This is a genomic window from Escherichia sp. MOD1-EC5990 (genome assembly GCF_002965285.1).
Lineage (GTDB): Bacteria > Pseudomonadota > Gammaproteobacteria > Enterobacterales > Enterobacteriaceae > Escherichia > Escherichia coli_F.
The window spans coordinates 65,823-92,589 of the sequence record NZ_PTRV01000014.1; the positions used below are offsets into that span (position 1 = coordinate 65,823).

26 protein-coding genes and 1 other annotated feature are annotated in these 26,767 nt (G+C 51.8%); of the genes, 19 read left to right on the forward strand and 7 right to left on the reverse strand.

What is annotated here, in order from left to right:
- Positions 1–14: 14 nt before the first annotated feature.
- The 3 genes from gyrB to yidA all read left to right on the forward strand — a co-directional run bounded on the left by gyrB (position 15) and on the right by yidA (position 3,994).
- Positions 15–2,429 carry a DNA topoisomerase (ATP-hydrolyzing) subunit B gene (gyrB, locus tag BEB42_RS16795; RefSeq protein ID WP_001353554.1) on the forward strand — a complete coding sequence of 805 codons (2,415 nt, stop codon included), beginning with the start codon at positions 15–17 and terminating at the stop codon, positions 2,427–2,429.
- Positions 2,430–2,668: 239 nt separating this feature from the next.
- Positions 2,669–3,067, forward strand: coding sequence for a YidB family protein (locus BEB42_RS16800; RefSeq protein WP_001353555.1), 399 nt, complete (start codon positions 2,669–2,671; stop codon positions 3,065–3,067).
- Between the two features lie 114 nt (positions 3,068–3,181).
- The gene (yidA, locus tag BEB42_RS16805) at positions 3,182–3,994 is read left to right on the forward strand and encodes a sugar-phosphatase (protein WP_000985559.1); all 813 of its coding nucleotides are present in this window, start codon (positions 3,182–3,184) and stop codon (positions 3,992–3,994) included.
- 43 nt (positions 3,995–4,037) lie between these two features.
- Here the strand turns inward: yidA and BEB42_RS16810 are convergent, their stop codons facing one another.
- The gene (locus BEB42_RS16810; RefSeq protein WP_000772930.1) at positions 4,038–4,694 is read right to left on the reverse strand and encodes a hypothetical protein; all 657 of its coding nucleotides are present in this window, start codon (positions 4,692–4,694) and stop codon (positions 4,038–4,040) included.
- Positions 4,695–4,971: 277 nt separating this feature from the next.
- Here BEB42_RS16810 and dgoR point away from each other — a divergent pair, with 277 nt between their 5' ends.
- From dgoR to BEB42_RS16835, 5 genes are all read left to right on the forward strand, one after another.
- Positions 4,972–5,661, forward strand: a complete 690-nt coding sequence (dgoR, locus tag BEB42_RS16815; RefSeq protein ID WP_000174305.1) for a D-galactonate utilization transcriptional regulator DgoR — start codon at positions 4,972–4,974, stop codon at positions 5,659–5,661.
- Entirely contained in the window at positions 5,658–6,536 is an 879-nt protein-coding gene (gene dgoK, locus BEB42_RS16820) for a 2-dehydro-3-deoxygalactonokinase (protein ID WP_000127068.1), read from the forward strand. The genes dgoR and dgoK overlap by 4 nt, the downstream gene beginning before the upstream one ends.
- Complete coding sequence (dgoA, locus tag BEB42_RS16825; RefSeq protein WP_001198702.1) at positions 6,520–7,137, forward strand: 2-dehydro-3-deoxy-6-phosphogalactonate aldolase; 618 nt, start codon at positions 6,520–6,522, stop codon at positions 7,135–7,137. The genes dgoK and dgoA overlap by 17 nt, the downstream gene beginning before the upstream one ends.
- Positions 7,134–8,282 carry a galactonate dehydratase gene (gene dgoD, locus BEB42_RS16830; RefSeq protein ID WP_000705258.1) on the forward strand — a complete coding sequence of 383 codons (1,149 nt, stop codon included), beginning with the start codon at positions 7,134–7,136 and terminating at the stop codon, positions 8,280–8,282. Before dgoA ends, dgoD begins: the two co-directional genes overlap by 4 nt.
- A 74-nt stretch (positions 8,283–8,356) precedes the next feature.
- Positions 8,357–9,694: an MFS transporter gene (locus BEB42_RS16835; RefSeq protein ID WP_000253471.1), complete on the forward strand. Its 1,338-nt coding sequence runs from the start codon at positions 8,357–8,359 to the stop codon at positions 9,692–9,694.
- Here the strand turns inward: BEB42_RS16835 and cbrA are convergent.
- Complete coding sequence (cbrA, locus tag BEB42_RS16840; protein WP_001353556.1) at positions 9,655–10,755, reverse strand: colicin M resistance lipid reductase CbrA; 1,101 nt, start codon at positions 10,753–10,755, stop codon at positions 9,655–9,657. The genes BEB42_RS16835 and cbrA overlap by 40 nt on opposite strands.
- A gap of 100 nt (positions 10,756–10,855) precedes the next feature.
- Here cbrA and BEB42_RS16845 point away from each other — a divergent pair, with 100 nt between their 5' ends.
- Entirely contained in the window at positions 10,856–12,070 is a 1,215-nt protein-coding gene (locus BEB42_RS16845; protein WP_010360001.1) for a DUF3748 domain-containing protein, read from the forward strand.
- Between the two features lies 1 nt (position 12,071).
- Here the strand turns inward: BEB42_RS16845 and BEB42_RS16850 are convergent, their stop codons facing one another.
- Positions 12,072–12,404 carry a YceK/YidQ family lipoprotein gene (locus BEB42_RS16850; protein WP_000620888.1) on the reverse strand — a complete coding sequence of 111 codons (333 nt, stop codon included), beginning with the start codon at positions 12,402–12,404 and terminating at the stop codon, positions 12,072–12,074.
- A gap of 239 nt (positions 12,405–12,643) precedes the next feature.
- Positions 12,644–12,716 (forward strand) — a sequence feature (ROSE (Repression Of Heat Shock gene Expression) occurs in the 5'-region of heat shock genes and acts as an RNA thermometer to modulate expression.).
- Between BEB42_RS16850 and ibpA the strand changes: the two genes are divergently transcribed.
- The 3 genes from ibpA to BEB42_RS16865 all read left to right on the forward strand — a co-directional run bounded on the left by ibpA (position 12,710) and on the right by BEB42_RS16865 (position 15,520).
- Complete coding sequence (gene ibpA / locus BEB42_RS16855) at positions 12,710–13,123, forward strand: small heat shock chaperone IbpA (protein ID WP_001243437.1); 414 nt, start codon at positions 12,710–12,712, stop codon at positions 13,121–13,123. (Overlaps the previous feature by 7 nt.)
- A 111-nt stretch (positions 13,124–13,234) precedes the next feature.
- The gene (ibpB, locus tag BEB42_RS16860) at positions 13,235–13,663 is read left to right on the forward strand and encodes a small heat shock chaperone IbpB (protein ID WP_001243431.1); all 429 of its coding nucleotides are present in this window, start codon (positions 13,235–13,237) and stop codon (positions 13,661–13,663) included.
- 195 nt (positions 13,664–13,858) lie between these two features.
- Positions 13,859–15,520: a putative transporter gene (locus tag BEB42_RS16865; RefSeq protein ID WP_001279763.1), complete on the forward strand. Its 1,662-nt coding sequence runs from the start codon at positions 13,859–13,861 to the stop codon at positions 15,518–15,520.
- Here BEB42_RS16865 and BEB42_RS16870 read toward each other — a convergent pair.
- Positions 15,517–16,233 carry a GntR family transcriptional regulator gene (locus BEB42_RS16870; RefSeq protein WP_001300779.1) on the reverse strand — a complete coding sequence of 239 codons (717 nt, stop codon included), beginning with the start codon at positions 16,231–16,233 and terminating at the stop codon, positions 15,517–15,519. The genes BEB42_RS16865 and BEB42_RS16870 overlap by 4 nt on opposite strands.
- A gap of 295 nt (positions 16,234–16,528) precedes the next feature.
- Between BEB42_RS16870 and BEB42_RS16875 the strand changes: the two genes are divergently transcribed.
- Positions 16,529–18,145 carry a PTS sugar transporter subunit IIB gene (locus BEB42_RS16875; protein ID WP_000951108.1) on the forward strand — a complete coding sequence of 539 codons (1,617 nt, stop codon included), beginning with the start codon at positions 16,529–16,531 and terminating at the stop codon, positions 18,143–18,145.
- The gene (locus BEB42_RS16880) at positions 18,145–19,467 is read left to right on the forward strand and encodes a 6-phospho-alpha-glucosidase (RefSeq protein WP_000160118.1); all 1,323 of its coding nucleotides are present in this window, start codon (positions 18,145–18,147) and stop codon (positions 19,465–19,467) included. Before BEB42_RS16875 ends, BEB42_RS16880 begins: the two co-directional genes overlap by 1 nt.
- Here the strand turns inward: BEB42_RS16880 and BEB42_RS16885 are convergent.
- Positions 19,464–20,357 carry a helix-turn-helix transcriptional regulator gene (locus BEB42_RS16885; RefSeq protein WP_001353557.1) on the reverse strand — a complete coding sequence of 298 codons (894 nt, stop codon included), beginning with the start codon at positions 20,355–20,357 and terminating at the stop codon, positions 19,464–19,466. The genes BEB42_RS16880 and BEB42_RS16885 overlap by 4 nt on opposite strands.
- Before the next feature lie 166 nt (positions 20,358–20,523).
- On the opposite strand from BEB42_RS16885, the gene BEB42_RS16890 reads away from it, so the two are divergent.
- Positions 20,524–22,239, forward strand: a complete 1,716-nt coding sequence (locus BEB42_RS16890) for a solute:sodium symporter family transporter (RefSeq protein WP_001087133.1) — start codon at positions 20,524–20,526, stop codon at positions 22,237–22,239.
- Positions 22,236–23,729 (forward strand): sulfatase-like hydrolase/transferase, encoded by a 1,494-nt coding sequence (locus BEB42_RS16895; protein WP_074501099.1) that lies wholly within the window; start codon positions 22,236–22,238, stop codon positions 23,727–23,729. The genes BEB42_RS16890 and BEB42_RS16895 overlap by 4 nt, the downstream gene beginning before the upstream one ends.
- 46 nt (positions 23,730–23,775) lie before the next feature.
- Here the strand turns inward: BEB42_RS16895 and yidI are convergent, their stop codons facing one another.
- Positions 23,776–24,225 (reverse strand): protein YidI, encoded by a 450-nt coding sequence (gene yidI / locus BEB42_RS16900; RefSeq protein WP_000511284.1) that lies wholly within the window; start codon positions 24,223–24,225, stop codon positions 23,776–23,778.
- 107 nt (positions 24,226–24,332) lie between these two features.
- On the opposite strand from yidI, the gene BEB42_RS16905 reads away from it, so the two are divergent.
- Genes BEB42_RS16905 through BEB42_RS16915 form a run of 3 tightly spaced genes read left to right on the forward strand, consistent with a single transcriptional unit; the run spans position 24,333 to position 25,526 of the window.
- The gene (locus BEB42_RS16905) at positions 24,333–24,680 is read left to right on the forward strand and encodes a YidH family protein (RefSeq protein WP_000703961.1); all 348 of its coding nucleotides are present in this window, start codon (positions 24,333–24,335) and stop codon (positions 24,678–24,680) included.
- Positions 24,670–25,032: a DUF202 domain-containing protein gene (locus BEB42_RS16910; RefSeq protein WP_001113432.1), complete on the forward strand. Its 363-nt coding sequence runs from the start codon at positions 24,670–24,672 to the stop codon at positions 25,030–25,032. The genes BEB42_RS16905 and BEB42_RS16910 overlap by 11 nt, the downstream gene beginning before the upstream one ends.
- On the forward strand, positions 25,029–25,526 hold the full coding sequence (locus BEB42_RS16915) for a radical SAM protein (protein WP_000148071.1): 498 nt from the start codon (positions 25,029–25,031) through the stop codon (positions 25,524–25,526). The genes BEB42_RS16910 and BEB42_RS16915 overlap by 4 nt, the downstream gene beginning before the upstream one ends.
- A gap of 7 nt (positions 25,527–25,533) precedes the next feature.
- On the opposite strand, the gene emrD is transcribed toward BEB42_RS16915, so the two are convergent.
- Entirely contained in the window at positions 25,534–26,718 is a 1,185-nt protein-coding gene (gene emrD, locus BEB42_RS16920; RefSeq protein WP_024218682.1) for a multidrug efflux MFS transporter EmrD, read from the reverse strand.
- Positions 26,719–26,767 lie beyond the last annotated feature (49 nt).

Below are 26,767 nucleotides of genomic sequence, written 5' to 3' on the forward strand. Positions count from 1 at the left end.
AGCGAGAAACGTTGATGTCGAATTCTTATGACTCCTCCAGTATCAAAGTCCTGAAAGGGCTGGATGCGGTGCGTAAGCGCCCGGGTATGTATATCGGCGACACGGATGACGGCACCGGTCTGCACCACATGGTATTCGAGGTGGTAGATAACGCTATCGACGAAGCGCTCGCGGGTCACTGTAAAGAAATTATCGTCACCATTCACGCCGATAACTCTGTCTCTGTACAGGATGACGGGCGCGGCATTCCGACCGGTATTCACCCGGAAGAGGGCGTATCGGCGGCGGAAGTGATCATGACCGTCCTGCACGCAGGCGGTAAATTTGACGATAATTCCTATAAAGTGTCCGGCGGTCTGCACGGCGTTGGTGTTTCGGTAGTAAACGCCCTGTCGCAAAAACTGGAGCTGGTTATCCAGCGCGAGGGTAAAATTCACCGTCAGATCTACGAACACGGTGTACCGCAGGCTCCGCTGGCGGTTACCGGCGAGACTGAAAAAACCGGCACCATGGTGCGTTTCTGGCCAAGCCTTGAAACCTTCACCAATGTGACCGAATTCGAATATGACATTCTGGCGAAACGCCTGCGTGAGTTGTCGTTCCTCAACTCTGGCGTTTCCATTCGTCTGCGCGACAAGCGCGACGGCAAAGAAGACCACTTCCACTATGAAGGCGGTATCAAGGCGTTCGTTGAATATCTGAACAAAAACAAAACGCCGATCCACCCGAATATCTTCTACTTCTCCACCGAAAAAGACGGTATCGGCGTTGAAGTTGCATTGCAGTGGAATGATGGCTTCCAGGAAAACATCTACTGCTTTACCAACAACATTCCGCAGCGTGATGGCGGTACTCACCTGGCAGGCTTCCGTGCGGCGATGACCCGTACTCTGAACGCCTACATGGATAAAGAAGGCTACAGCAAAAAAGCCAAAGTCAGCGCCACCGGTGACGATGCGCGTGAAGGCCTGATTGCCGTCGTTTCCGTAAAAGTGCCGGACCCGAAATTCTCCTCTCAGACCAAAGACAAACTGGTTTCTTCTGAGGTGAAATCGGCGGTTGAACAGCAGATGAACGAACTGCTGGCAGAATACCTGCTGGAAAACCCAACCGACGCGAAAATCGTAGTCGGCAAAATTATCGATGCTGCTCGTGCCCGTGAAGCTGCGCGTCGCGCTCGTGAAATGACCCGTCGTAAAGGTGCGCTGGATTTAGCGGGCCTGCCGGGCAAACTGGCGGACTGTCAGGAACGCGACCCGGCGCTCTCTGAACTGTACCTTGTGGAAGGGGACTCCGCGGGCGGCTCTGCGAAGCAGGGGCGTAACCGCAAGAACCAGGCGATTCTGCCGCTGAAGGGTAAAATCCTCAACGTCGAGAAAGCGCGCTTCGATAAGATGCTCTCTTCCCAGGAAGTGGCGACGCTGATCACCGCGCTTGGTTGTGGTATCGGTCGTGACGAGTACAACCCGGACAAACTGCGTTACCACAGCATCATCATCATGACCGATGCGGACGTCGACGGCTCGCACATTCGTACGCTGCTGTTGACCTTCTTCTATCGTCAGATGCCGGAAATCGTTGAACGCGGTCACGTCTACATCGCTCAGCCGCCGCTGTACAAAGTGAAGAAAGGCAAGCAGGAACAGTACATTAAAGACGACGAAGCGATGGATCAATACCAGATCTCTATCGCGCTGGATGGTGCAACGCTGCACACCAACGCCAGTGCACCGGCATTGGCTGGCGAAGCGTTAGAGAAACTGGTGTCTGAGTACAACGCGACGCAGAAAATGATCAACCGCATGGAGCGTCGTTATCCGAAAGCAATGCTGAAAGAGCTTATCTATCAGCCGACGCTGACGGAAGCCGACCTCTCTGATGAGCAGACCGTTACCCGTTGGGTGAACGCCCTGGTCAGCGAACTGAACGACAAAGAACAGCACGGCAGCCAGTGGAAGTTTGATGTCCACACCAATGCTGATCAAAACCTGTTTGAACCGATTGTTCGCGTGCGTACCCACGGTGTGGATACTGACTATCCGCTGGATCACGAGTTTATCACCGGTGGCGAATATCGTCGTATCTGCACGCTGGGTGAGAAACTGCGTGGCCTTCTGGAAGAAGATGCGTTTATCGAACGTGGCGAGCGTCGTCAGCCGGTAGCCAGCTTCGAGCAGGCGCTGGACTGGCTGGTGAAAGAGTCCCGTCGCGGCCTCTCCATCCAGCGTTATAAAGGTCTGGGTGAGATGAACCCGGAACAGCTGTGGGAAACCACCATGGACCCGGAAAGCCGTCGTATGCTGCGCGTTACCGTTAAAGATGCGATTGCTGCCGATCAGTTGTTCACCACGCTGATGGGCGACGCCGTTGAACCGCGTCGTGCGTTTATCGAAGAGAATGCCCTGAAAGCGGCGAATATCGATATTTAATGGCGTTAACAATGCGAGCGTGCATGATGCGCTACGCTTATCAGGCCTACGAGACTCCCGCAATATTTTGAATTTGCATGATTTTGTAGGCCGGATCAGACGTTAACGCCGCATTCGGCAAGAAGCTATAAGAAAAGGGCGGAGATCATCTCCGCCCTTTTTATTTCTGCAATCCGCGATTATCATCCCGCAGATCTATACTTTTTGAGTCAACACGTAACGCTTTACAGGTGATTATCATGGGGCTTTTTGATGAAGTTGTCGGCGCCTTTCTGAAAGGCGATGCGGGGAAATATCAGGCTATTTTGAGTTGGGTTGAGGAGCAGGGTGGCATTCAGGTGCTGTTGGAAAAACTGCAAAGTGGCGGCTTAGGTGCCATTCTCTCAACCTGGTTGAGTAATCAACAGGGCAATCAGCCGGTGAGCGGCGAGCAACTGGAGTCGGCGCTCGGCACAAATGCGGTGTCCGATCTCGGGCAAAAACTGGGTGTAGATGCCAGTACGGCTTCCAGCTTGCTGGCAGAGCAACTGCCAAAGATTATTGATGCTCTCTCACCGCAGGGTGAAGTGTCTTCGCAAACCAATAACGATCTGCTTTCCGCAGGCATGGAACTGCTGAAAGGGAAACTCTTCCGCTAAGCAAAAGGGGAGCATGCAACGCGCGTTGCATCCCCCTTTTCCCTCGGGTGTTGTACTGATTTTTGAGCGGAATCGCGTTAGCATGGGTCAGGAACCAATCTACCTGGGGAACTCATGGCTATCAAACTCATTGCTATCGATATGGATGGCACCCTTCTGCTGCCCGATCACACCATTTCACCCGCTGTTAAAAACGCGATTGCCGCAGCTCGCGCCCGTGGCGTGAATGTCGTGCTAACGACGGGTCGCCCTTATGCAGGTGTTCACAACTACCTGAAAGAGCTGCATATGGAACAGCCGGGCGATTACTGCATTACTTATAACGGCGCGCTGGTACAGAAGGCCGCCGATGGTAGCACCGTGGCGCAAACCGCTCTGAGCTATGAAGACTACCGTTTCCTGGAAAAACTCTCTCGCGAAGTCGGTTCTCATTTCCACGCCCTGGACCGCACCACGCTGTACACCGCCAACCGTGATATCAGCTACTACACGGTGCATGAATCTTTCGTTGCCACTATTCCGCTGGTGTTCTGCGAAGCGGAGAAAATGGACCCCAATACTCAGTTCCTGAAAGTGATGATGATTGATGAACCCGCCATCCTCGACCAGGCTATCGCGCGTATTCCGCAGGAAGTGAAAGAAAAATACACTGTGCTGAAAAGTGCGCCGTACTTCCTCGAAATCCTCGATAAACGCGTTAACAAAGGTACAGGTGTGAAATCACTGGCCGATGTGCTGGGCATTAAGCCGGAAGAAATCATGGCGATTGGCGATCAGGAAAACGACATCGCAATGATTGAATATGCAGGTGTTGGTGTGGCAATGGATAACGCTATTCCTTCGGTGAAAGAAGTGGCGAACTTTGTCACCAAATCCAACCTGGAAGATGGCGTGGCGTTTGCTATTGAGAAGTATGTGCTGAATTAATCAGTGGGCGGGCAAACTGCATAAATGCGTTTGCCCGCAGCGATTAACAATTTCTGGTCGTGCATAAAATCAGGAACTGGAGTGGTGATGTTACTATATCCAGCGTAAGAGTGACTGGTAGCAGCGCATTAGCGAGGCCGCGCGGAACGCCATCAGTTGCTTTGTACTTATAAAATCCCACCGTAAAGGGTTGATGGAAAACCATCACGTTTGAGTAATCCGCTTTTTTATTTTTCAGGTGGATAGAGCCTTTCAGGCCGTCAAGTGCCCAGGTACAACGCTGGGTATTACAAATAAAACCATATTGTGTCGCCAGTGCTTTATCTTCCTCATTATCCCAGTCGTAATAGAGCGTTATTGAACCAGAAAAATTAGTATCACTGCTGCTTAAAATAAATTTCGCGTTATCGGAAACGGTGATTCTTTCGCCATGAATTGCCGGATCGTTCAGCATTTTAACCACCTCGCCGCCGCCCGTGGTCAACAGATAGTCCAACGATTCACCAACAAAAACATAGCCTTTCGTACCGTTACTATCCTCTGCCAGCGATAACCCCTTAATCGAGTCTGACCGCCATTGCTCGGCATGTGGAGGACTTGCGGTATTGGAAACCAACCCCCAAGTGAGACAACCGGTCAACGCAAATGCCAAAGAACACAAACCGGCAGCCTTAAAAAATCCCTTAAAATTCAACTTCATGACTAATCCTTTAAACGAGTAGCTAAGCCGTTGAAAGCATACTCTTCTTTCCCTCCTGTTTAGCGCCTGATATCCCTTTTCAGATTTCTGCCCGACGCATGTCATTTTTTTATGCATTGTTCTTTTTGTGATCTAAATTGTAGTACAACAATATAACTTTGTACTACATTACGCATACAGCAAACGCGAACGTCATCACGCTGGTACTACAAAATTGCCGCGTTATGCATCGATCGGGGTAAAGTAGAGAAGTACATACAGAGCACAAGGACTCTCCATGACTCTCAATAAAACCGATCGCATCGTCATTACGCTGGGCAAACAGATCGTTCACGGCAAATACGTGCCAGGCTCGCCGCTTCCGGCCGAGGCGGAACTTTGTGAGGAGTTTGCAACCTCGCGCAACATCATCCGTGAGGTGTTTCGTTCGCTGATGGCGAAGCGGCTGATTGAAATGAAACGTTATCGCGGGGCGTTTGTGGCACCGCGTAACCAGTGGAATTACCTCGACACTGACGTACTGCAATGGGTGCTGGAAAACGACTACGACCCACGGCTTATCAGTGCAATGAGCGAAGTGCGAAATCTGGTGGAACCGGCGATTGCCCGTTGGGCGGCAGAGCGCGCGACTTCCAGCGATCTGGCGCAGATTGAATCAGCGCTGAACGAGATGATCGCCAACAATCAGGACCGCGAAGCGTTTAACGAAGCGGATATTCGCTATCACGAGGCGGTACTGCAATCAGTGCATAACCCGGTGTTACAGCAACTTAGCATTGCGATTAGTTCATTACAGCGGGCGGTTTTTGAACGAACCTGGATGGGCGATGAGGCCAACATGCCGCAAACGCTCCAGGAACATAAGGCGCTGTTTGATGCGATACGGCATCAGGACGGCGATGCGGCAGAGCAGGCGGCGCTTACCATGATCGCCAGCTCGACACGAAGGTTAAAGGAAATCACATGACAGCTCGCTACATCGCAATTGACTGGGGATCGACCAATCTGCGCGCCTGGCTTTATCAGGGCGACCACTGCCTGGACAGCAGGCAATCAGAAGCAGGCGTCACGCGTCTGAACGGAAAATCTCCGGCTGCGGTGCTAGCGGAAGTGACGACCGACTGGCGTGAAGAGAATACGCCAGTGGTGATGGCAGGAATGGTCGGCAGCAATGTCGGCTGGAAAGTTGCACCGTATTTATCTGTTCCTGCCCGTTTTTCATCTATTGGCGAACAATTAACGTCTGTTGGCGACAATATCTGGATTATTCCCGGATTATGCGTTTCTCATGATGATAACCACAATGTGATGCGCGGCGAAGAAACACAATTGATCGGTGCGCGTGCTCTGGCTCCTTCCTCTCTTTATGTCATGCCCGGTACGCATTGCAAATGGGTGCAGGCCGATAGCCAGCAAATCAACGATTTTCGCACCGTAATGACCGGTGAGTTACATCATTTACTGTTAAATCACTCATTGATTGGCGCAGGTTTACCGCAGCAGGAAAACTCTGCCGATGCCTTCGCGGCTGGCCTTGAGCGCGGCCTTAATGCGCCCGCAATATTGCCGCAGCTTTTTGAAGTTCGTGCTTCGCATGTGCTGGGAACACTTCCCCGTGAACAGGTCAGCGAATTTCTCTCTGGATTGTTGATTGGCGCAGAGGTCGCCAGTATGCGCGACTACGTGGCCCATCAACACGTCATCACCCTTGTCGCCGGAACATCGCTGACTGCACGCTACCAGCAAGCCTTTCAGGCGATGGGTTGCGACGTGACGGCGGTGGCGGGCGACACGGCATTTCAGGCTGGTATAAGGAGCATCGCTCATGCAGTGGCAAACTAAACTCCCGCTGATCGCCATTTTGCGCGGCATTACGCCCGACGAGGCGCTGGCGCATGTTGGCGCGGTGATTGACGCTGGGTTCGACGCGATAGAAATCCCGCTGAACTCTCCACTATGGGAACAAAGCATTCCCGCCATCGTTGATGCGTATGGCGACAAAGCGTTGATTGGCGCAGGTACGGTACTGAAACCTGAACAGGTCGATGCGCTCGCCAGGATGGGCTGTCAGCTCATCGTTACGCCCAATATCCATAGTGAAGTGATCCGCCGCGCGGTGGGCTATGGCATGACCGTTTGCCCCGGCTGCGCGACGGCGACAGAAGCCTTTACCGCGATCGACGCGGGCGCTCAGGCGCTGAAAATATTCCCGTCATCGGCTTTTGGGCCGCAATACATCAAAGCGTTAAAAGCGGTATTACCGCAGGACATCCCGGTCTTTGCCGTAGGCGGTGTGACGCCAGAAAACCTGGCGCAGTGGATAGACGCAGGTTGTGCAGGGGCGGGCTTAGGCAGCGATCTCTATCGCGCCGGGCAGTCCGTAGAACGCACCGCGCAGCAGGCAGCAGCATTTGTTAAGGCGTATCGAGAGGCAGTGCAATGAAAATCACCAACATTACTACGTATCGTTTACCTCCCCGCTGGATGTTCCTGAAAATTGAAACTGATGAAGGCGTGGTCGGTTGGGGCGAGCCCGTGATCGAAGGCCGCGCCCGCACGGTGGAAGCGGCAGTTCACGAGCTGGGTGACTATTTGATTGGTCAGGATCCATCGCGCATCAATGACTTATGGCAAGTGATGTATCGCGCCGGATTTTATCGTGGCGGTCCGATTCTGATGAGCGCCATCGCCGGGATCGACCAGGCGTTATGGGATATCAAAGGTAAAGTGCTGAATGCGCCGGTCTGGCAACTGATGGGTGGCCTGGTTCGCGACAAAATTAAAGCCTACAGTTGGGTCGGCGGCGATCGTCCGGCGGATGTTATCGACGGCATTAAAACGCTACGCGAAATCGGCTTCGATACCTTCAAACTGAACGGTTGTGAAGAGCTGGGATTGATTGATAACTCCCGCGCGGTAGATGCGGCGGTCAACACCGTGGCACAAATTCGTGAAGCTTTTGGCAATCAGATTGAGTTTGGTCTTGATTTCCACGGTCGCGTCAGCGCGCCGATGGCGAAAGTGCTGATTAAAGAACTGGAACCGTATCGCCCTCTGTTTATTGAAGAACCGGTGCTGGCGGAACAAGCCGAATACTACCCGAAACTGGCGGCACAAACGCATATTCCACTGGCGGCGGGTGAGCGCATGTTCTCACGCTTCGATTTTAAACGCGTGCTGGAAGCTGGCGGTATTTCGATTCTGCAACCGGATCTCTCCCACGCAGGCGGTATTACCGAATGCTACAAAATTGCCGGAATGGCGGAAGCCTATGACGTGACCCTTGCGCCGCACTGTCCGCTCGGCCCGATTGCACTGGCGGCTTGCCTGCATATCGACTTTGTTTCCTATAACGCGGTACTTCAGGAACAAAGTATGGGCATTCATTACAACAAAGGCGCGGAGTTACTCGACTTTGTGAAAAATAAAGAAGACTTCAGCATGGTCGGCGGCTTCTTTAAACCATTAACGAAACCGGGCTTAGGCGTGGAAATCGACGAAACCAAAGTCATTGAGTTCAGTAAAAATGCCCCGGACTGGCGTAATCCGCTCTGGCGTCATGAAGATAACAGCGTAGCAGAGTGGTAATTCCTGCCACGTAAGCCCCTCATCGGGCACTAAAACAGCAATACAAAAATATAACCCTCTGTACATTACAGGGCATGGTGAGCGGCTTCGCTATGCCCAAAATCTGGAGAAAGCTCGCTATGGATATTCCCGTTAATGCAGCAAAACCGGGGCGTCGGCGTTATCTGACGCTGGTGATGATCTTTATTACGGTGGTCATTTGTTATGTTGACCGCGCTAACCTGGCCGTGGCTTCCGCCCATATTCAGGAAGAGTTCGGCATTACCAAAGCGCAAATGGGCTATGTATTTTCGGCCTTCGCCTGGCTTTATACCTTATGTCAGATCCCCGGCGGTTGGTTTTTAGATCGCGTAGGTTCTCGCGTGACTTATTTTATTGCGATATTTGGCTGGTCAGTGGCGACGTTATTCCAGGGCTTTGCCACGGGCTTAATGTCATTAATTGGTCTGCGTGCGATAACCGGTATTTTCGAAGCGCCCGCGTTCCCGACCAATAACCGGATGGTGACCAGCTGGTTCCCGGAACATGAACGCGCTTCTGCCGTGGGTTTTTATACGTCTGGTCAGTTTGTCGGTCTGGCGTTTCTGACTCCGCTGCTGATCTGGATTCAGGAAATGTTGAGCTGGCACTGGGTGTTCATTGTCACCGGCGGTATCGGCATTATCTGGTCGCTGATTTGGTTTAAGGTTTATCAGCCGCCGCGCCTGACCAAAGGCATTAGCAAAGCTGAACTGGATTACATTCGTGACGGCGGCGGTCTGGTGGATGGCGATGCGCCAGTGAAAAAAGAGGCGCGTCAGCCGCTAACCGCCAAAGACTGGAAACTGGTGTTCCATCGTAAACTGATCGGCGTCTATCTTGGGCAATTTGCGGTGGCTTCTACACTGTGGTTCTTCTTAACCTGGTTCCCGAACTATTTAACCCAGGAAAAAGGAATCACAGCGCTGAAAGCGGGCTTTATGACCACGGTGCCATTCCTTGCGGCGTTTGTTGGCGTCCTGCTCTCAGGCTGGGTCGCGGATCTGCTGGTACGTAAGGGCTTTTCACTGGGCTTTGCGCGTAAAACGCCGATTATCTGCGGTTTGCTGATCTCCACCTGCATTATGGGTGCTAACTACACCAACGATCCGATGATGATTATGTGCCTGATGGCGCTGGCATTCTTCGGCAACGGTTTTGCTTCGATTACCTGGTCGTTAGTCTCTTCTCTGGCACCGATGCGGCTGATTGGTTTAACCGGTGGCGTGTTTAACTTCGCCGGTGGTCTGGGCGGCATCACCGTTCCGCTGGTGGTGGGGTACCTGGCGCAGGGTTACGGTTTCGCGCCTGCACTGGTTTATATCTCCGCCGTCGCGTTGATTGGCGCGCTCTCTTACATCCTGCTGGTGGGCGATGTGAAGCGCGTTGGATAATCTTTAAACTGTGGAATATGCGCCACACCACTGCGCATAATCCATTTTCTTAAAGCCGGTGCGGTCAGGCATCGGCTTTTTACTATTTTGCCGAAGAGTTTTAAACGCAGTTTGCGGGTGGCGCGCCAGTAAGCGGCGTTGCTCTTCTCCGGCTGCTTCAGTAACACCGAACGCAGAATCTCTGCACTATCCAGCGCATAGCTAATCCCCTCCAGCGAGCTGGCGCTGATAAATCCCGCCGCTTCACCAATCAGAAAGGCGTTGTCCTTACCGCAGACAAAATCCTGCCAGCGTGAGGGAAACAGCACCGTGCATTTTTCGCTTTTTACCGCCTTACCAAACTGAAACTGAAAGGCGCTCATTTTCTCTTTTAGCGCCGTGAAGCGCGCCTGGCCGTCTTTCATTGGATAGGCACCGCCAAAGATAAAATAACCGTCTTTGCTGATACTCCATGAATAACAGTCAGTTATCGCATTATCAAAGATGCAGGAGTAGAACGGCACCGGATGTTTCTCTGCGAACCACTGCTGGATAGCAACATATTTACGAATCTGATGATCCGGGTAGAGATGTCGCCGCACCATCGAGTTTGCACCATCGGCACCGACCAGATAGCGGGCGGTAATGTGTTGCTCCCAGCCGTCTGCGCGAAAAATGACATGCCATTTATCATCCTCATGCCAGATTTTCCGGCACAGGCTGTCGTGGTAAACCTCAACGCTGGTGGGAATGAGCGATTTCATCCATAAGTCGAAAGCATGGCGATTAATATTGATATAGCTTCGCTGGTAGTTACGTGTAAGCGATGCGGCGACGTCGACGGTTTTGACGCTGAAAATCTGCGGGTTGGCGATCACATCGACAGGAAGCGTCAGTCCATCGCGAATAAAAGAACGCTGCGCGTCCGGTGCCAGCAGACCGCCACAAGGCTTGCTGAAACCTTCAGTACCATGCTGGTGCTTTTTATCCAGCGCGATCACCTGCATTTTGCTGGCTAACTTTCGCGCCAACGCCGAACCTGCCGGGCCGAGGCCAATAATCGCCACGTCGAAATGTTCCATCTTTTCACTCACATTCATTACGATGGCAAAAGACTATTGTCTGAAAGTGAAGTCCTTGTGAAGTATGATGGCGGGAACCGTTTTGTATCAGGACCGCGCCATGAAACAGATAACCTTTGCTCCCCGTAATCACCTGCTCACCAATACCAACACCTGGACGCCCGACAGCCAGTGGCTGGTATTTGACGTGCGTCCTTCTGGGGCGTCGTTTACCGGTGAGACCATTGAGCGCGTGAATATTCATACCGGTGAGGTCGAGGTTATCTACCGTGCGTCACAGGGCGCACACGTCGGCGTGGTGACCGTTCATCCGAAGTCAGAGAAATATGTCTTTATTCACGGCCCTGAAAATCCTGATGAAACATGGCATTACGACTTCCATCATCGACGCGGCGTGATTGCTGAAAGCGGCAAGGTGAGCAATCTCGATGCAATGGATATTACCGCGCCGTATACGCCAGGAGCGCTGCGTGGCGGCAGCCATGTACATGTCTTTAGCCCGAACGGTGAAATGGTGAGCTTTACCTATAACGACCATGTAATGCATGAACGCGATCCGGCGCTGGATTTGCGAAATGTCGGTGTTGCTGCACCGTTTGGCCCGGTCAACGTACAAAAGCAGCATCCGCGTGAATACAGCGGTAGCCACTGGTGCGTACTGGTGAGTAAAACAACGCCCACGCCGCAGCCTGGCAGTAATGAAATCAATCGTGCTTATGAAGAAGGATGGGTAGGAAATCACGCGCTGGCGTTTATTGGCGACACACTTTCGCCAAAGGGCGAGAAAGTGCCGGAGCTGTTTATCGTTGAGTTACCGCAAGATGAAGCTGGCTGGAAAGCGGCAGGTGATGCGCCGTTAAGTGGAACGGAAACAACCCTGCCCGCGCCACCGCGTGGCGTCGTGCAGCGACGTTTAACTTTTACCCATCATCGGGCTTATCCGGGATTAGTCAACGTTCCGCGCCACTGGGTGCGCTGTAATCCGCAGGGGACGCAAATCGCGTTTTTAATGCGTGATGATAACGGCATTGTGCAACTGTGGCTTATCTCACCACAGGGCGGCGAGCCGCGACAGTTAACTCATAACAAAACGGATATTCAGTCTGCATTTAACTGGCACCCTTCCGGGGAATGGCTGGGCTTTGTGCTGGATAATCGAATTGCTTGCGTCGATGCGCAAAGCGGCGAGGTTGAGTATTTAACCGAAAACCACGCCAATCCCCCTTCTGCGGACGCCGTGGTCTTCTCGCCGGATGGTCAATGGCTGGCGTGGATGGAAGGTGGCCAGCTGTGGATCACCGAAACTGATCGCTAAATCAGTTATCAGGCATTCTGGCCGGTGGAATAACCGCATTGGTGGCTTGCGCGTTGGCTTCGCTTTTTTCAACGCGTGAGCGCACCGAGCTGTCTTTGCGGAACACATCCCACGGCAGTAAAAGCGTGTCCATCACAGCGGTAAACGGCATATCGAGAATCGCCAGCGACTTAGTGCCCCAGTTGGTTTCATCGTCGCCAATCATGGTGGCGCTGGCGCGGGTGCCGGGATACGTTCCTTCTTTTCCCCCGGTATGGGACATCACGCTGGAGCATCCTCCGAGTAATGTCATTCCGCTGCATATCATGAACGCTAACAACACATTTCTTATCATAATAAATTCATCTGTTGATCGTGGGTGTTGGCCTGATGAGTTATAGCGATCCCTTGCTGAAAATAACATCATCATTACGTCGCACTGTGGCGGCTATCGCACTTTAACGTTTCGTGCTGCCCCCTCAGTCTATGCAATAGACCATAAACTGCAAAAAAAAGTCCGCTAAAAAGACTTGAAAAGTGCATTTCCAGACCCATTTTTACATCGTAGCCGATGAGGACGCGCCTGATGGGTGTTCTGGCTACCTGACCTGTCCATTGTGGAAGGTCTTACATTCTCGCTGATTTCAGGAGCTATTGATTATGCGTAACTTTGATTTATCCCCGCTTTACCGTTCTGCTATTGGATTTGACCGTTTGTTTAACCACTTAGAAAACAACCAGAGCCAGAGTAATGGCGGCTACCCTCCGTATAACGTTGAACTGGTAGACGAAAACCATTACCGCATTGCTATCGCTGTGGCTGGTTTTGCTGAGAGCGAACTGGAGATTACCGCCCAGGATAATCTGTTGGTGGTGAAAGGTGCTCATGCCGACGAACAAAAAGAGCGCACCTATCTGTACCAGGGCATCGCTGAACGCAACTTTGAACGTAAATTCCAGTTAGCTGAGAACATTCATGTTCGTGGTGCTAACCTGGTGAATGGTCTGCTGTATATCGATCTCGAACGCGTGATTCCGGAAGCGAAAAAACCGCGCCGTATCGAAATCAACTAATTCCCTAAGGCCGCCTGGCGCGGCCTGACATCTCCATGCTCGCCGTCAGGGAGCATATGCGAATCTTCGGATTTGCAGGTACTTACTCGCTTCTTAGAAGGAGAAATGACTATGCGTAACTTCGATTTATCCCCACTGATGCGTCAATGGATCGGTTTTGACAAACTGGCCAACGCACTGCAAAACGCCGGTGAAAGCCAGAGCTTCCCGCCGTACAACATTGAAAAAAGCGACGATAACCACTACCGCATTACCCTTGCGCTGGCAGGTTTTCGTCAGGAAGATTTAGAGATTCAACTGGAAGGTACGCGCCTGAGCGTAAAAGGCACGCCGGAGCAGCCAAAAGAAGAGAAGAAATGGCTGCATCAAGGGCTTATGAATCAGCCGTTTAGCCTGAGTTTTACGCTGGCTGAAAATATGGAAGTCTCTGGCGCAACCTTCGTAAACGGTTTACTGCATATTGATTTAATTCGTAATGAGCCTGAACCCATCGCAGCGCAGCGTATCGCTATCAGCGAACGTCCCGCGTTAAATAGCTAACTAGCTATTCTCTTTGCCCCACCATTCTGGTGGGGCTTTTTTTGTCTTTCTTCTTCAACAATGCGTTAATTTTCGCCTGTTTAAGATATTTCGGCACGTTCTTTCCCGTGATAATGTGCGCTATAAGGCAAATCTGCTTCACCGATTCAGCCATAATCCGTAGCAATTAAAATGTTATCTCAAGAGAAATGGACGATGAGTGATATAGCATTAACGGTCAGTATTCTGGCTTTGGTGGCAGTCGTCGGTTTGTTTATCGGCAACGTCAAATTTCGCGGCATAGGATTAGGTATTGGCGGCGTGCTGTTTGGTGGGATCATCGTCGGCCATTTTGTTTCTCAGGCGGGGATGACATTAAGTAGCGATATGCTGCATGTTATTCAGGAATTTGGCCTGATCCTGTTCGTTTATACCATCGGTATTCAGGTGGGGCCGGGCTTCTTTGCCTCATTGCGCGTCTCCGGATTACGCCTCAACCTGTTTGCTGTTCTGATCGTCATCATCGGTGGTCTGGTTACCGCCATCCTGCATAAACTGTTTGATATTCCACTGCCGGTAGTACTGGGGATTTTCTCCGGTGCGGTAACCAATACGCCAGCACTGGGGGCAGGGCAGCAGATCTTGCGCGACCTGGGTACACCAATGGAAATGGTCGATCAGATGGGGATGAGTTACGCGATGGCGTATCCATTCGGCATTTGCGGGATTTTGTTCACCATGTGGATGTTGCGGGTTATTTTCCGCGTCAATGTCGAGACAGAAGCCCAGCAGCACGAGTCTTCACGCACCAATGGCGGCGCGCTGATCAGGACTATCAATATTCGCGTTGAGAACCCTAACCTGCATGATTTAGCCATTAAAGATGTACCGATTCTCAACGGGGACAAAATTATCTGTTCGCGTCTGAAACGAGAAGAAACCCTAAAAGTACCTTCGCCAGATACTATTATCCAACTGGGCGATTTGCTGCATCTGGTGGGGCAGCCAGCGGATTTACATAATGCGCAACTGGTGATTGGTCAGGAGGTCGATACCTCGCTGTCTACGAAAGGCACTGATTTGCGCGTCGAGCGTGTGGTGGTCACCAATGAAAACGTGCTCGGAAAACGTATTCGCGACCTGCACTTTAAAGAACGCTATGACGTTGTTATCTCGCGCCTGAACCGTGCCGGGGTCGAACTGGTCGCCAGTGGCGATATCAGCCTGCAGTTCGGCGATATTCTCAACCTGGTGGGGCGTCCGTCCGCAATTGATGCCGTTGCTAATGTGCTGGGGAATGCGCAGCAGAAACTGCAACAGGTTCAGATGCTGCCGGTGTTTATTGGTATCGGGCTTGGCGTATTGTTAGGTTCTATTCCCGTCTTTGTGCCGGGATTCCCGGCGGCGTTGAAACTGGGACTGGCGGGCGGTCCGCTGATTATGGCGTTGATCCTCGGGCGTATCGGCAGTATCGGTAAGCTGTACTGGTTTATGCCGCCAAGCGCCAACCTCGCGCTGCGGGAGCTGGGGATCGTACTGTTCCTCTCGGTAGTGGGGCTGAAATCTGGTGGGGATTTTGTCAATACCCTGGTCAATGGCGAAGGGCTAAGCTGGATTGGATATGGTGCCCTGATCACCGCCGTTCCGCTGATTACTGTTGGTATTCTGGCGCGGATGTTAGCCAAAATGAATTACCTGACCATGTGCGGAATGCTGGCTGGCTCCATGACCGATCCTCCGGCGCTGGCATTTGCTAATAATCTTCATCCAACCAGCGGTGCGGCGGCACTCTCTTATGCCACTGTCTATCCGTTGGTGATGTTCCTGCGCATTATCACCCCACAATTACTGGCGGTGCTCTTTTGGAGTATCGGTTAACTCTTTTCCGGGTGGAGTCGCCGTAAATGGTACTCCACCTGGTATTCACTGGCATTTCTGAACATCACTGAATAATTCAAAAACTCACCGCTCTCACTATATGACAACGAGGTGATCCGCAGCAGTGGTGTGTGTTCCGCTACCTTCATTTGCCGCGCCAGCAGTCTATCGGCGAGCACCGGCGTCAGGCTTTCATAATTACCGCCAATAAGAATCCCGCACTCTTGTTCAATATATTCAAACTTCGACCCTTCCAGATGTTGCAGCGAAAGGTTGCGGAACAGTTTTACCGGCATATAGCTATCTTCCAGCATCAGCGGTTTCCCTTCCACAAAACGAACGCGACGGGAGAAGTAGATCTGCTCGTTGATTTGAATCCGTAATTGGCTGGCAATGGCCGGAGGCGCAGGCATGATTTCAAATATTAGCACCTGGCTGGTGACCGTTTTCCCCTGGCGTTTTAACACCTCCACCAGCCCGGTCAGGCTGGCAGTTTGATGCAGTACATCTTTGCGCACCAGATAAGTACCGCTGCCGTGGCGGCGGACCACCAACCCCCACGCCACCAGCAGGTCAATGGCTTTACGGATGGTCATCCGTGATACCGCAAATTCTTCCGCCAGCTTTTTTTCACCGGGAAGAAGACTGTTTAGCGTGAAATCCGCGGAGTTAAGTCGAATTCTTAACCGCTCCGCAATGCTTTTGTAGATCATCTCTAGATCTCTTTTTTGCCTGCAAGCCCGGGTAAAGCGCCCACAAATTTCGATTAATCCGTTGAAAAAGCATCTTTTTTTTAGTGATGTGTTCGATGCTGTGTACCCGTGTTCACAGATGTCTACTTTTTCGCGAAAACGTAGATCTCTACCGCTCAACGAAAAGCATGAAAGCGATCACGAATCCCACTGGGTCGTCATGTTCTGCCGATAGCATCTTCCTATCCTCGCTCCAGGCCTGCCGCATAACCAATCAGGCTTCCTACTTACAGAATTGAGAAAAGAGGATGTGGAAATGCTCAGTCAAATTCAACGCTTTGGCGGCGCGATGTTCACGCCAGTGCTGCTGTTTCCCTTCGCCGGGATTGTAGTGGGTCTTGCCATCTTGCTGCAAAACCCGATGTTTGTCGGGGAATCACTGACCGATCCGAACAGTTTATTCGCGCAAATCGTACACATCATTGAAGAGGGCGGTTGGACGGTATTCCGTAATATGCCGCTGATTTTTGCTGTCGGTTTACCCATTGGCCTTGCTAAGCAAGCGCAGGGGCGTGCTTGTCTGGCGGTGATGGTGAGTTTCCTGACCTGGAACTATTTCATCAATGCGATGGGAATGACCTGGGGAAGCTACTTCGGCGTCGATTTCTCTCAGGACGCAGTGGCAGGTAGCGGGCTGACCATGATGGCCGGAATTAAAACCCTCGATACCAGCATTATCGGCGCGATTATCATTTCTGGCATTGTGACGGCGCTGCATAACCGTCTGTTCGATAAAAAACTGCCGGTTTTTCTCGGCATTTTTCAGGGGACATCTTATGTGGTGATTATCGCCTTCCTGGTGATGATCCCATGCGCGTGGCTGACATTGCTCGGCTGGCCAAAAGTACAAATGGGGATTGAATCTCTGCAAGCGTTCCTGCGTTCGGCGGGTGCGCTTGGGGTCTGGGTTTACACCTTCCTCGAACGCATTCTGATCCCAACCGGTTTACACCACTTCATCTACGGACCGTTTATCTTTGGTCCGGCAGCTGTTGAGGGCGGCATTCAGATGTACTGGGCGCAGCATCTGCAAGAGTTCAGTCTGAGCGCCGAGCCGCTGAAATCGTTGTTCCCGGAAGGCGGTTTTGCCCTGCACGGTAACTCAAAAATCTTTGGTGCCGTGGGCATTTCTTTAGCGATGTACTTCACTGCTGCACCGGAAAATCGGGTAAAAGTGGCGGGCTTGCTGATCCCTGCCACCTTAACCGCCATGCTGGTGGGAATTACCGAACCGCTGGAATTTACCTTCCTGTTCATTTCACCGTTGCTGTTTGCGGTACACGCCGTGCTGGCGGCCTCAATGTCGACCGTAATGTATCTCTTTGGTGTGGTGGGCAACATGGGCGGTGGTCTGATAGACCAGGTTTTACCGCAAAACTGGATCCCGATGTTCAGCAACCATGCGGATATGATGCTGACCCAAATCGCCATTGGGTTGTGCTTTACCCTGCTGTACTTCGTGGTTTTCCGCACCCTGATTCTGCAATTCAACATGTGCACGCCGGGACGTGAAGATGCGGAGGTGAAGCTCTACTCGAAAGCCGAATACAAAGCCTCGCGAGGCCAAACTACCGCTGCAGAGCCCAAAAAAGAGCTGGAGCAGGCTGCCGGCATCCTGCAAGCCCTGGGCGGGGTGGGCAATATCTCCAGTATCAACAATTGCGCGACGCGTCTACGTATTGCACTGCATGACATGTCACAAACGCTGGATGACGAAGTCTTTAAAAAGCTGGGAGCGCATGGCGTCTTCCGTAGTGGTGATGCCATTCAGGTGATCATTGGTTTGCATGTTTCCCAGCTGCGTGAACAGCTCGATAGCTTAATTAATTCTCATCAATTAGCAGAAAAAGTTGCCATTACGGAGGCAGTATAATGACCAAATTCTCAGTGGTTGTCGCAGGCGGTGGAAGCACCTTTACGCCAGGCATCGTGTTGATGTTATTGGCGAATCAGGATCGTTTCCCGCTTCGCGCACTGAAATTTTATGATAACGATGGCGCACGGCAGGAAGTGATTGCCGAAGCCTGTAAAGTTATTCTTAAAGAGAAAGCGCCGGACATTGAGTTTAGCTACACCACCGATCCTGAAGTGGCGTTCAGCGACGTTGATTTTGTCATGGCGCACATTCGTGTCGGCAAATATCCGATGCGCGAACTGGATGAAAAAATACCGCTGCGCCACGGCGTTGTCGGTCAGGAAACTTGCGGACCCGGCGGAATAGCGTACGGCATGCGATCTATCGGTGGCGTCCTGGAACTGGTGGATTATATGGAAAAATATTCACCAAATGCCTGGATGCTCAACTACTCCAACCCGGCAGCAATTGTGGCAGAAGCCACACGTCGTCTGCGCCCGAACGCGAAAATCCTCAACATCTGTGACATGCCAATCGGTATTGAAAGTCGGATGGCGCAGATTGTTGGGCTGCAAGATCGCAAACAGATGCGCGTGCGCTATTACGGCCTGAACCACTTTGGCTGGTGGACATCAATTGAAGATTTGCAGGGCAACGACCTGATGCCCCAGCTGCGGCAATATGTCTCAAAGCACGGTTATGTTCCACCGCAGCAAGATACGCATACCGAAGCGAGCTGGAACGACACCTATGCAAAAGCGCGGGATGTACAGGCACTGGACCCGGATACATTGCCGAACACCTATCTGAAATATTATCTCTTCCCGGATTATGTCGTTCAGCATTCCAACCCTGAACATACCCGCGCGAATGAGGTGATGGAACATCGCGAGAAACAGGTTTTCGATGCTTGCCGCGCCATTACGGCGGCAGGAAATTCAGCGGCGGGCAAGCTGGAAATTGACGAACATGCGTCATACATCGTCGATCTGGCGGCGGCAATTGCCTTCAACACTCAGGAGCGGATGTTGCTGATTGTGCCTAACAACGGGGCAATTCATAACTTTGATGATGAAGCGATGGTCGAGATCCCGTGTCTGGTCGGGCACAACGGACCAGAACCACTGGTGGTCGGCGATATCCCGCAGTTTCAGAAAGGGTTAATGAGTCAGCAAGTGGCGGTGGAAAAACTGGTCGTGGACGCCTGGGAACTGCGTTCATATCAGCACCTGTGGCAGGCGATTACGTTGTCGAAAACGGTACCGAGCGCCGCGGTCGCCAAAGCTATTCTGGATGAGTTGCTGGAGGCCAACAAAGCGTACTGGCCAGAGTTACGTTAATTGTGTGGACTGGCATCCGTTGGGTGCTGGTCCGTATTCTTCAGCACAGCTGACGGCGCATAACCAAATTTATGTTTAAAGGCTTTGCTGAAATGAAAGGAGTCGAAGAAGTTGAGCGTATCAGCGACTTCGCCAACCGAGTTCCCTTGTTGCTTTAATAGCGATAGCGCCAGATCCAGACGTGCATCGAGGTAATATTCTTTCGGCGTCTTGCCGGTATAGCGTAAAAACAGACGACGCAACCAGGCTTCGCTACAGGGGATCGTGGCAGCCATATCAGCTACGCTCCAGCGTTGTTGCAGACTGGCATGTAAAGTGGCAATTAGTTTTTCAATTTGCCGCCGTTGTGGATCTTTTTTACCGTCTGCGTACATAAGACAAATCCACTGATAAATAATTTTCGTCAGAAAAGCGACTGCCAGATTATTTTTTATTGCTTCTGGTGAAGTAATTAATTCAGCAACTTCGGTGAGTTCCTGATTATAAACTTCGCCATTATAAATAACGCTTTGCTGACCGACGGGAATATCCATCATACTGGTGGGGGTAAATTCCATCCAGTACTGTTCCCAGACTAAACCTTCACAGTGATAAGAGTGAATATCCATTGGCTTTAAAAATATAATACAGTTGCCATGCAGTGTTATTTGTTCACCATTCTTTAAAATAATTTTCCCACATCCTTGTACGGTATACACCGCAACCCATGAGTTGGCGATAAGCGGTTTCTTCTTGTCCCGCGGCCAGATCACCCGATAATGCTCGTCGGCGTAGGTATGCCAGAGCGAGATCAGAGAAATTCCGCTGGAGATCACATTTTCGTTAATCAATAAGGGAATATTGTACGGAGTTTCGTTTTTTACATCCGAACTTTGCAATTTTCCATTCATTTTAATATCCCTCCGGCGAATTATGCTCACAACCTGAACTTAACAGAAAACAATCCGTTCAGGGATACGACGTTTGTATTTTAAGAATCTGACTGCCTGACCCGACGCATTTTACCTCTCCCTATATTCATGCGTCCGGGACATAAACATAAATAAGGGCTATGAGATGAATTCGTTACAAATCTTGAGTTTTGTCGGTTTTACGCTGCTGGTGGCGGTCATCACCTGGTGGAAGGTCCGCAAAACAGATACCGGATCGCAACAAGGCTATTTTCTTGCCGGACGTTCACTAAAAGCGCCGGTTATTGCCGCTTCGTTAATGTTAACCAACCTTTCCACGGAACAACTGGTTGGACTTTCCGGGCAGGCCTACAAAAGCGGCATGTCGGTGATGGGCTGGGAAGTCACTTCTGCGGTGACGCTGATCTTCCTCGCGCTAATCTTTTTACCGCGCTATCTGAAGCGTGGCATTGCCACCATCCCCGATTTCCTGGAGGAACGTTATGATAAAACGACGCGTATTATCATCGACTTCTGCTTCCTCATTGCCACCGGTGTCTGCTTTCTGCCGATTGTTCTCTACTCCGGCGCGTTGGCGTTAAACAGCCTGTTTCACGTCGGGGAATCGTTACAAATTTCCCACGGCGCAGCGATCTGGCTACTGGTTATTTTGCTTGGCCTGGCGGGAATTTTGTATGCGGTGATCGGCGGACTGCGCGCAATGGCAGTGGCGGACTCCATCAACGGTATTGGGCTGGTTATTGGCGGGTTGATGGTGCCGATATTTGGCCTGATCGCGATGGGCAAGGGCAGCTTTATGCAGGGCATTGAGCAACTCACCACCGTTCACGCCGAGAAGTTAAACTCAGTCGGCGGCCCGACCGATCCCTTGCCGATTGGCGCGGCATTTACCGGTTTGATTCTGGTGAACACCTTTTACTGGTGTACAAATCAGGGCATCGTGCAACGCACGCTGGCGTCAAAAAGTTTGGCGGAAGGGCAAAAAGGGGCGCTGTTAACGGCGGTGCTGAAAATGCTCGACCCGCTGGTATTGGTGCTGCCAGGGTTGATAGCGTTTCATCTGTATCAGGATTTACCGAAAGCTGATATGGCTTATCCGACGCTGGTCAATAACGTTCTGCCAGTGCCACTGGTAGGTTTTTTCGGCGCGGTGTTATTTGGTGCGGTGATCAGTACTTTCAACGGCTTTCTGAATAGCGCCAGTACGTTATTCAGTATGGGCATTTACCGACGCATCATTAACCAAAATGCCGAGCCGCAGCAACTGGTTACCGTCGGGCGCAAATTTGGTTTCTTTATCGCCATTGTTTCGGTGCTGGTCGCGCCGTGGATCGCCAACGCGCCGCAGGGGCTGTATAGCTGGATGAAACAGCTCAACGGTATTTACAACGTGCCGCTGGTTACCATCATCATTATGGGCTTTTTCTTCCCCCGCATTCCGGCACTGGCGGCAAAAGTGGCGATGGGGATTGGCATTATCAGCTACATTACCATCAACTATCTGGTGAAGTTCGACTTCCATTTCCTCTATGTGCTGGCCTGTACGTTCTGCATCAACGTGGTAGTGATGCTGGTGATTGGTTTTATCAAACCACGCGCCACGCCGTTCACTTTCAAAGATGCGTTTGCGGTGGACATGAAGCCGTGGAAAAACGTCAAGATCGCGTCAATTGGCATCTTGTTCGCGATGATTGGCGTCTATGCCGGGCTGGCTGAATTCGGCGGCTACGGTACGCGCTGGTTGGCGATACTCAGTTATTTCATCGCTGCCGTAGTGATTGTCTACCTGATTTTTGACAGCTGGCGGCATCGTCACGACCCAGCCGTAACCTTTACTCCCGACGCGAAGGATAGCCTATGAAACGCCCCAATTTTTTGTTCATCATGACCGATACCCAGGCCACCAATATGGTCGGTTGCTATAGCGGTAAGCCGCTGAATACGCAAAATATTGATAGTCTGGCGGCGGAAAGTATTCGCTTTAATTCCGCCTATACCTGTTCACCGGTTTGTACACCAGCGCGCGCCGGGCTGTTTACCGGTATCTACGCTAACCAGTCCGGCCCGTGGACCAATAACGTCGCGCCGGGCAAAAACATCTCTACGATGGGGCGCTACTTTAAGGATGCGGGCTATCACACCTGTTACATTGGCAAATGGCATCTCGACGGTCATGACTATTTCGGCACTGGCGAGTGCCCGCCGGAGTGGGACGCTGATTACTGGTTCGATGGGGCGAACTACCTTAGCGAACTGACGGAAAAAGAGATCAGCCTGTGGCGCAATGGCCTAAACAGTGTTGAGGATTTACAGGCGAACCAGATCGACGAAACCTTCACCTGGGCGCACCGCATCAGCAATCGGGCGGTAGATTTTCTGCAACAGCCCGCGCGCGCCGAGGAACCCTTCCTGATGGTGGTTTCGTATGATGAGCCGCATCACCCGTTCACCTGTCCGGTGGAGTATTTAGAGAAATACGCTGATTTTTACTACGAACTTGGCGAGAAATCACAGGATGACCTGGCGAACAAACCGGAACATCACCGCTTATGGGCGCAGGCGATGCCATCGCCAGTCGGTGATGACGGGCTTTATCACCATCCGCTCTATTTTGCCTGCAATGACTTTGTTGATGACCAAATCGGACGGGTCATCAATGCCTTAACGCCAGAGCAACGTGAAAATACGTGGGTCATTTATACCTCCGATCATGGTGAAATGATGGGCGCACATAAGCTGATCAGTAAAGGAGCGGCGATGTATGACGACATCACCCGTATTCCGCTGATCATCCGTTCGCCGCAAGGGGAGCGGCGGCAGGTCGATACGCCAGTCAGCCATATTGACTTACTGCCGACAATGATGGCGCTGGCAGATATTGAAAAACCAGACATTCTGCCGGGGGAAAATATCCTTGCCGTGAAAGAGCCACGCGGCGTAATGGTGGAGTTTAACCGCTACGAGATTGAGCATGACAGCTTTGGCGGTTTTATTCCGGTGCGTTGCTGGGTGACGGATGACTTTAAACTGGTACTCAACCTCTTCACCAGTGATGAACTTTACGATCGCCGTAATGACCTAAATGAAATGCATAATCTGATCGATGATATCCGTTTTACCGACGTTCGCCGCAAAATGCATGACGCCTTGCTGGATTACATGGACAAAATTCGCGATCCGTTCCGCAGTTACCAATGGAGTCTGCGTCCGTGGCGTAAAGATGCGCAACCGCGCTGGATGGGGGCGTTCCGTCCACGCCCACAGGATGGCTATTCGCCGGTAGTACGCGACTATGACACCGGCCTGCCAACACAAGGGGTGAAGGTGGAAGAGAAAAAACAGAAGTTTTGACGATAATGCCCGCTGATGATCACCCGGCGGGCATTATTCAGGCTGCTTAAACCAGCGAACCGCCGGTCAGGAAGGAAAAGATAAGGAATATCAGCAAAATGCTGCACACGATGCCGATACCAAAAAGCAAGGTATGGAAAGCCAGCGTCCCGCCGCCAAAAACCAGCGCGCCGCGAATGCCCCAGCAATTTTCCTTACGCATACCGCCAATAAATGCGCAAAGTAGCGCGGCAATGGCCAGTGCGATACCGCTTTGATCGAGGATTTTATCGACATCTACATCCTCTTTTTTCTCCACGGTGGTAATTTTTTCGCCTTTTATTCCGGCGAGAAGACCTCTTTTAATTTCAGCCGTTTTGTCCGCCACGATACTTTCAAGCGTTGGCGGTGGTGCGGAAAAAGGGCCGAATGAAAAGTGGATAATCCCCATTATTAAAGCGATGGCACCGAACAGCATGCCCAATGAACTGATTTTATTTTGCGCTATGATACCCATCTGACCTCCTTGTAGCGGATGGCAAAAGCATATCAGGAAACGGGCGGACGAAATTCTTAAAAAAACCGCTAAAGGTAGAGCGTTAGTGAAATTGCAAAGGAGCAACAATGAAAATTTCCCGCCTCGGAGAAGCGCCCGATTACCGCTTCTCGCTGGCTAATGAGCGTACTTTTTTGGCGTGGATCCGTACTGCACTAGGATTTCTGGCGGCGGGGGTTGGGCTTGATCAACTTGCGCCAGATTTCGCCACGCCCGTCATTCGCGAACTGCTGGCGTTGTTGTTGTGTCTGTTTTCCGGCGGGTTAGCGATGTATGGCTACTTGCGCTGGTTACGCAATGAAAAAGCGATGCGTCTGAAAGAGGACCTGCCCTATACCAACAGCTTATTAATCATCAGCGTAATATTGATGGTCGTGGCGGTGATCGTTATGGGACTGGTGTTGTATGCCGGATAGCCGTAAAGCCAGACGTATTGCCGACCCAGGGCTACAGCCGGAACGCACATCACTGGCGTGGTTTCGTACCATGCTGGGCTACGGCGCGTTGATGGCGTTGGCTATCAAACACAATTGGCACCAGGCGGGCATGTTGTTCTGGATCTCGATCGGCATCCTCGCCATCGTGGCGTTGATCCTCTGGCACTACACCCGTAATCGCAATTTAATGGATGTCACGAATAGCGATTTTTCTCAATTTCACGTAGTCCGTGACAAATTTTTGATCTCCCTCGCGGTGTTATCTCTCGCAATACTGTTTGCTGTAACGCATATACATCAACTTATCGTATTTATTGAGAGAGTCGCATGACAGGAAGTCAGGTCATTGATGCTGAAGAGGACAGGCATAAACTGGTTGTAGAGTATAAGGATGCTCTGCAACCTGCCGATTTTTATTACAATTTCAAACAGCGGGGCATCCGCTCCGTACAGCTTATTCCCCATCTTGAATTTGATGACCGGGGCGATCTGACGGCCGCTTCGGTGACAGCAGAGCTGTGGGGGAAATTTTTAATTGCCCTGTTCGAGTGTTGGGTACGGGCAGATATCAGTCGTATCTCGATTGAGCTTTTTGACGCCACCCTACAAAAATGGTGTGGCAGCGAAAACCCGCAACCGGGCCGTGGCTGCCAGGCGTGCGACTGGCATCGGCTGTGCCCGCACGCTCGGGAGGAGACGCCAGACAACGTGCTTTGTGCGGGCTATCAGGCGTTTTATTCTTACTCCGCGCCGCATATGCGGGTGATGCGTGATCTGATAAAGCAGCATCGTTCTCCCATGGAGCTGATGACGATGCTGCGGTGACGTGAGCTTAAACGGGCTGCCCCTGATGCGACATCCGCGTCGCCAGCGGTAGCCAGCACAGCACGATCAACAATCCCATTAAGGTCATCAACAACCCCAGGCTGCCCTGACCGGTTTGCGGCAACATCGCAGAGAGCGACGCAAGCACGCCGGAACCAATGTTTTGCAGACCGCCGACCAGCGCGCCAGCCGTGCCCGCCAGGAAGGGGAACGGTTCCATTGCGCCGCTGGTCGCCAGCGGAAACAGCATCCCGGCACCGAAAAAGAACAGCGCGGCGGGAACGAGCAGCGTCCAGACATTCATCACGCCAAACCAGTCGGGGATCCACATCAGCAAGCCAGCCAGCAGGCAGCAGATAACCGACTGCCACATCAACGTCGGGAATCGTTTATTAGGACGCCCGGCAAACCATGCTCCAAAAAATGCCGCCGGAATTGGCAGAATAAACAAAATACTGACCGTCATACTGCTCAGCCCTAATACCGCACCCATCAGCACGCCGGAGCAGGCTTCAAAGGCGGCAATCCCGGCCAGACCGCCAATCAGCATCAGCAAATAACAGTTAAAACCGCTGTTACCGAAAAGCGTTTTATAACTGGTAAGCAGGCGCGTGTGTGGTGCATCTACCGGACGCGTTTCCGGCATCCAGCGCGCCATACTGAAGGTCACACCGGCACAAAGTACCAACAGGAAGAGATAACAGGCGCGCCAGTTCCACATCGTATCCAGCAGACCGCCGATTAACGGTGCGAGCAACGGACTGACAAGAATTCCCATGTTTAACAGGCTGTTAGCGTGACGCAACTGTGTCCGTTCATATAAATCACGCGGCAATGTACGCGCCATCACGCCGCCTACGCCGGTGCCCATCCCCTGCATCGCGCTGGCGGCAATCAACACCGTCAAACTGGAGGTCGTGACCGCGACCAGCGTTGCCAGCATAAAAATGGACATTCCGACGAGGATCACCGGTCGGCGACCCACACGGTCGGATATCGGGCCATAAAACAGTTGCGAGACACCGTAAGTCAGCAGATAAGCGCCCATTACGCTTTGCACCGCCCCTTCACGAACGTTGAGATCGCGCGCCATATCGGCAATAGCTGGAATATAAATGGTTTGCGCCATCTGACCGACGGCCACGAGTAATACCAACATCAATAACAAATTGACGTTTCTATGCCTTTTCATTATCACGGATGCTTTTATAAAAATAATTAGAATAAGTCACTACGCATTC